A 6,304-nucleotide genomic window follows, 5' to 3' on the forward strand; every position below is an offset into this window, starting at 1 on the left:
TTTTTCCTGATTCATTTCCTGATCATGCGGCAGCGCGCGATGGCGCGCCGATGCTGGCGGGATCGATGGAAGCGAACTTCACCAGCGTGCGTGCGATGGTCTCCCTGTCGATATCGCGCACGATGAACACCAGCCTGGTGCGCCGGTCGGCGGAGGGCCAGGCATCGAGCCGCACCGGCGGATGAAAGACGTGCTGAACGCCATGCAGCACCAGCGGCCGCCCGGGCTGGTCGGTGACATGCACCAGGCCTTTCAGCCGCAGCAGATCCTCGCCCTTCAGCACTGCCACATAGTCGAGCCAGCGCGCGAAGGCGGACCACTCCACCGGTTCGTCGATGACGAAGCTGTAGGACTGAATGCCGTGATGCGCGTGGACGTGATGCTCGCCGGGGCCATGGTGATGGCCGGGATGATCGTGCGCGCAATCTGGCCCGCATTCGTAAGCCGAGATATCGAGCCACGCCGCCACCTCCCGCGCATCGCTCGCCATGGCGGAATGCGTGATATCCATGAGGTCGAAATCTGTCTCGCCATTCCTCGCCAGGCTTTGCCGCGCCGCCGGCGCGAGCGCCGCCAGCCGGTGCCGCAAGGCGCTCAGGGCCTCATCCGCGACCAGATCGGCCTTGGTCACCAGCAGGCGGTCGGCGACGGCCACCTGCTTGGCCGCTTCCGCGTGACGGTCGAGCGTGGCGGGACCGTTGACCGCATCGACCGTGGTGACGATGCCGGCCACGACGTAGCGCCCGGCGAGATCCGGCTCGGCCATCAGCGTGTGCAGGATCGGTGCTGGGTCAGCCAGTCCCGTCGTCTCGATCAGGACATGGGTCAGCCCGGGCAACCCGCCGTCGCGGCTGCGCCGATCGAGCGCTTTCAGCGTCGCCACCAGGTCGCCGCGCACCGTGCAGCAGACGCAGCCATTGTCGAGCAGCGTGAACTGTTCCTCGCTCGCCTCGATCAGCAGGTGGTCGAGCCCGATGGCGCCGAACTCGTTGATGATGACGGCGGCGCCCGCCAGCGAGGGCCGCTTCAGCAGCCGGTTGAGCAGCGTGGTCTTGCCCGAGCCGAGGAAGCCGGTGAGGATGGTGACCGGGATCGGACGATCAGCCGCGCTCATACACCACCCTCCCCTCGAACCAGGTGGTCAGCACCTTGGTGTCGGCGATCTCGTCGGCGGGGGTTTCCAGCACGTTGCGGTCGAGCCTGATGAAATCGGCCGACTTGCCGATCTCGATCGAGCCGACCGTATCGGCGAGCCCGATGGCGCGGGCGGAATTGATGGTGAAGATTTCGAGCGCGGTGGCGACGTCGATCGCCTGCTCCGGCCACAGCGCGACGCCGGCGAACTCGCCGCTCGGATTGCGCCGCGTCACCAGCCCCTCGATGCCGTTCCACGGATCGGGATTGGGCATGACGGGCCAGTCGGAACCGCCGGCCAGCAGCGCACCGGCGGCAAGCAGATCCTTGTTCGGCCAGAAACGCTGGGCGCGCGCGTCGCCCATCGTCTGCTTGTGGCCTTCGAGGAAACTGGTCGGGTACCACAGGAAGGGCGACAGGTCAGCGGCGACGCCAAGCGCGGCGAAGCGGGCGATATCGTCGGGCGCGATGTAGCTGGCATGCGCGATGTGGTGGATCAGCCTGGTCGGCCCGTTGAAGGAGCGCACGACGTCGATGGCGTCGAGCGCCTGGCTGACGGCGGCGTCGCCCGCGCAGTGGATCTTCACGCCGAGCCCAAGCTTCTCGCATTTGCCCACCCAGCGGATCAGCTCCGGCACGGTGACGATGGTCGAGCCGCGAAAACAGCAGCCGAGGATCGCGTCGTCGACATAGGGCTCGTGGAAGGCGGCGGTGCGCGCGCCCGGTACACCGTCGAGGAAGATCTTCACGAAATCCGGCCGCGCATGGGCGCCGCGATAGTTTTCGCGCAGCGCGATGAGCTCGTCACCGGCAATGCCGAACATGAAGGACGGCTCGACCGCCGGCATCGCCGACACCGACCAGGCGGTGAGTTCGCCGCGATCGTCCAGTCCCTTGAGCGCCGCCAGGATCGGCTGCATCGCGGCGGCGTCGAGGAAGGCGGTGACGCCATAGGAGTTGAGCGTGGCGATGGAACGCGCCATCGCCGCCCGGTCCATTGCCTCGCTATAATGGCCCGACCTGGCAATCGTGCTTTCGACGATGCCGGCGGCGGATTCGATCATCATGCCGGTCGGCGCGCCGGAAGCCGGGTCGCGGCCGATCGAGCCCTTTTGCGGATCGGGGGTGGCGGCCGAGACGCCGGCCAGGCGCAGCGCCTCGGAATTGATCCACCTGTTGTGGTAGGTGTCGTCGCGCAACATGACCGGCCGGCCCTGGCTTGCCTTGTCGAGTGCCGCCAGCGCGTCCAGCGTGTTTAGCCTGGGCAGGAGATCGCTGCCCCACTGGCCACCGATGATCCACGCCCCCTGCGGCGCCCCGGCCGCCGCCTCGGCCACCCGCGCGATCAGCGTCTCGAAGCTCGAGGTTGGCGAAAAGCGCAGCTCGAACAACTCGGCCTGCCCGCCCATCATCAGATGCGCGTGCACGTCGACAATGCCTGGCATCAGCATCGCGCCCTGGAGGTCGACGACTTGCGTCGCGGCCCCCGTCAGCCCGGCGACCGCGTCCGCCTCGCCCACCGCCACGATGCGCCCGCCCTTGACGGCCACCGACGAGGCCCATGGCCGCGTGCGATCCAGCGTGTAGATCAGGCCATTGGTCAGAACCAGGTCGGCACTTCTGTCGGGCATTGTCTCGCTCTCCTCGGCGCCGGCGCCATGCGGGCGGCCCGGCCATTTCGGGCATGGCACGCCGCACCGCGCGTGGCGCTGCCGCGAACCTTCGTGCCCCTGTTTTTTTTGTTCCCATTGCGGTTCAGCATATGAACCGATGTTTTGTATGTTATAGCCAGACTGCAAGCCGCGAAGGCCGCTGTCAAGTTAATTCACACGCTAAGTACTTTTGGAGATGTCTCGATGAGCACGGTCGGCAAGGCGATTTCGCTGCTGGAGCTTTTCACGCTGAAGGAGCCGGAAATCGGCCTCTCCGACATCGCCCGCAAGTCCGGCCTCGACAAGGCGACCGCACGGCGCCTGCTGGTGGCGCTGTCCGAGCACCGGCTGATCGAGCAGGAACCGCTGAGCCGCCGCTACCGGCTTGGCGCCGGCCTTTCGCGGCTCGCCCGCATGCGCGACGCGCATCTGCCCTTCGTGCGGCTGGCCGCCCCCATCGCGCGCGAGCTGGCGCAGGAGACCGGCGAGACCGTGCACCTGTCGGAGTTCAGCGCCGGCGCGCTGCTGACCGTCCATGTCGAGCTTTCGGCCAGGGCCAACCGCGTCAGCGTCGATGTCGGCCAGATCCTGCCGCTGCACGGCACGGCGTCGGGCATCGCCTTCCTCGCCTTCTCGCGCCCGCAAAGCGTGGAGGCGCATTTCGGCAAGCCGCTGACCGCCTTCACCGCCCACACCATGACCAGCCGCGAGACGGTGATGCAGGCCGTGCGCCTGGCGGCCTCGCGCGGCTATTCGCGCAGCGCCCAGGGCTATGAGGAAGGCGTGCACTCGGTCGCTGCCCCCATCCTCGGCTCGGACGGTTTTCCCGTCGGCACGCTGGCCGTCGCCTCGCCGCTGTCGCGCATCGACGACGAGACCGCCGAACGACAGGGGCTCGCCGCGCGCGAGGCGGGGCGGCGCATTTCGGCCGAGCTGACCGGCGAGCAATGGCACGCATCCGTGCCGTTGCAGCCGAGATAATTATCATGTTAAGTTCTTATCCGTTGCATCGGAGCGCCGCCACGCGCCACAATGCCGGGACTGGACGGACACAAGCCACAATTCCCGCTTCAAGACGGGGAAGGCCGTTTTGAGGAGGAAACGAGATGCACGCTGCCGCCCACCATGTCAGCATCGCCGACGGCGAGGCTTTCCTGTCGACCTCGCGCCTGCTGTTCGGCCCGATCACCCAGCGCTTTTCGCGCGGCGCGGTGCCGTCCATACCGCAGCTGGTCTCCGTCAATCTCGGCGCCTGCCGGCTCTCCGAGATCAAGGCCAATTCGCATCTGGTGGTGAACGACCGCCTGTTCTGGCGCAGCTTCGACCCCGATGCGATCAAGATCCTGATGCAGCTCTCCGGCCGCAGCCGCTTCGAGCAGCAGCAGATCGCCGTCGACCTCGGCCCGCAATCGGCCGTCATCTACGATCCCGTGCGCAGCTACTCCCTGCAGAACCTGAGCGATGTCGACCAGCTGATCCTGCAGGTGCCGCGCTCGACTTTCGGCGACGACACGCTCGCCCGCCTCTGCGCCCCGCTGCCGCTGCCCGGCAAGGACGACAGCCTGACCCATATCGTGTCGGGCCTGATGCAGATGGCGATCGGCGAGGCGCACAGGCTGGACGAGGCCGGCAGCCGGCGCGTCGGCGAAAGCCTGATCCAGCTCGTCAACGGCCTGATCCAGGCCAAGCCGGTGGCGCCCGAATTCCGCCGTTCGCCGCTGGAGGCGCTGCGCGAGCGCATCGTCGCCTATATCGACGCCAACCTCGCCCGCAGCAGCCTGTCGGCCGAAGACATCGCCCGCCATATGGGCTGCTCGCGCCGCTACCTGCACCGCGCCTTCGAGGGCGAAGGCGCCACGCTGGAACGCTTCGTCTGGGACCGCCGGCTGGAGCGCAGCAAGGAGGAATTGCTGTCGCCAGCCCGCGCCTCGGCCTCGATCTCCGAAATCGCCTTCGCCTGCGGCTTCAATTCCAGCGCCCATTTCTCCCGCGCCTTCAAGAGCCGCTACGACGTGGCGCCAAGGGAATTGCGCGACCGGCTGCGGGCGGTGGTGCATTGAGCGCGCGAGGGAGCGACAGATGAGCGAAGATGCAGCAGGCGCCGGCCCGGCCATGCAGCAGCATACGAGGCCGCTGGCCGAGATCGCCAGCTACCATGCCCATGTCTATTTCGGTGGGCAGCCCGAGCGCCGGCACGCCGAATGGCTGCGCCAGCGCATCGGCGAGCGTTTTCGCGTGCGGCTGGGCAACTGGCACGACAGGCCGGTCGGCCCGCACGAACAGGCCATGTACCAGATCTCCTTCGCCACCGAAATCTTCGCCACGCTGGTGCCCTGGCTGATGCTGAACCATGGCGGCCTCAGCATCCTCGTCCACCCCAACACCACCAACCCCAGGCGCGACCACCTGATCGACCCGGTCTGGATCGGCCGCGCGCTCAACGTGCATGGCGAGGTGCTGGGCGAGGAGGACGAGGCCGAGGAAGCACTGGAGGTGAACACGCAGCCGACATTGCCGGCATGATGTCGGCTAAGGCGGCTTGCCTGCGCGTGCCCCGCGCATTCGGCAACGGCCAGATGACGAATTAAGAGATGACGGATCGAGAGACGACAGCATGAACGACCGCCCCTTTGTTGCCGGAAGATTGGCCGCCGGGACCTTGCCCTATCTGACGGCGGCCCTGCTCGACCGCCTGGAGATCTCGACGAAGGACATGGTCGACGAGGTCGAGCGCCACATATCGGGCCAGCGGCAGGGCGAAGTGTGGTGTGCGCCCAAGGCGGTGGTGCTGCCGGGCGACGACCGCTACATCATGGCCACGCTGGGCGTCGCCTCCACGCCGCCGGTGTTGGCCACCAAGTCGCTGGTGGTGAACCCGCGCAACGCCGGGCGCGGCCTGCCGACGCTGAATTCGCTGATCACGCTGCTCGACGCCGAAACCGGCCTGCCGCTCGCTTTGGTCGACGGCAACTGGGTGACGGAGAAGCGCACCGCGGCGCTGAGCGCCGTCGCCGCCAGGCGCATGGCCAGAAGCGACGCCTCGTCGCTGGCCTTCATCGGCTGCGGCGTGCAGGCGCGCGGCCACCTGGAAGCCTTCGCCGACCTCTTCCCCTTGCGCGAAATCCGCGCCTTCGGCCGAGGCGCCGCCAACCGCGACGCGCTGTGCGACATGGCGCGGGCGCGCGGCCTGGAAGCCATCCCCTGCGACACGCCGAGGCAAGCGCTGGAAGACGCCGACATGGTGGTGACGTCGGTGACCCTGGTGCCAAAGCCGACGCCCTTCCTCGACGCCACCTGGCTGAAATCAGGCAGCTTCGCCGTGATGACCGACCAGGCCCTGCCCTGGCTGCCCGAAACCATGCCCCGCTTCGACCGCATCATCGTCGACGACCTGGAACAGGAGAAGACCATGGCCAAGCCGATGATCGACCCCGCCACCGCCGCCGGTGATTTGACCGGGCTGGTGTGCGGGGATTTTGCGGGGCGGAAGGGTGCGGACGAGACGACGGCGTTCGTGT

At 67.7% G+C, this 6,304-nt stretch carries 6 protein-coding genes; 4 read left to right on the forward strand and 2 right to left on the reverse strand.

Going from position 1 to position 6,304, the window contains the following annotated elements:
* Positions 1-22: 22 nt before the first annotated feature.
* Positions 23-1,114: a CobW family GTP-binding protein gene (locus FFS37_RS32730; protein ID WP_137935063.1), complete on the reverse strand. Its 1,092-nt coding sequence runs from the start codon at positions 1,112-1,114 to the stop codon at positions 23-25.
* Complete coding sequence (locus FFS37_RS32735) at positions 1,101-2,765, reverse strand: amidohydrolase (RefSeq protein WP_137935064.1); 1,665 nt, start codon at positions 2,763-2,765, stop codon at positions 1,101-1,103. The genes FFS37_RS32730 and FFS37_RS32735 overlap by 14 nt, the downstream gene beginning before the upstream one ends.
* A 225-nt stretch (positions 2,766-2,990) precedes the next feature.
* Between FFS37_RS32735 and FFS37_RS32740 the strand changes: the two genes are divergently transcribed.
* From FFS37_RS32740 to FFS37_RS32755, 4 genes are all read left to right on the forward strand, one after another.
* A complete protein-coding gene (locus FFS37_RS32740) occupies positions 2,991-3,767 on the forward strand; it encodes an IclR family transcriptional regulator (RefSeq protein ID WP_137935065.1) in 777 nt (258 codons plus the stop codon).
* A 125-nt stretch (positions 3,768-3,892) separates the two neighbouring features.
* Entirely contained in the window at positions 3,893-4,846 is a 954-nt protein-coding gene (locus FFS37_RS32745) for a helix-turn-helix domain-containing protein (protein ID WP_137935066.1), read from the forward strand.
* A gap of 19 nt (positions 4,847-4,865) precedes the next feature.
* Entirely contained in the window at positions 4,866-5,309 is a 444-nt protein-coding gene (locus tag FFS37_RS32750) for a DOPA 4,5-dioxygenase family protein (protein WP_137935067.1), read from the forward strand.
* Between the two features lie 91 nt (positions 5,310-5,400).
* Positions 5,401-6,304, forward strand: a 904-nt coding sequence (locus FFS37_RS32755) for an ornithine cyclodeaminase family protein (protein ID WP_137935068.1), incomplete at its 3' end; no start/stop codon positions are given.

Source organism: Mesorhizobium comanense (assembly GCF_005503535.1).
In the GTDB taxonomy this organism is placed as follows: Bacteria; Pseudomonadota; Alphaproteobacteria; order Rhizobiales; family Rhizobiaceae; genus Mesorhizobium; species Mesorhizobium comanense.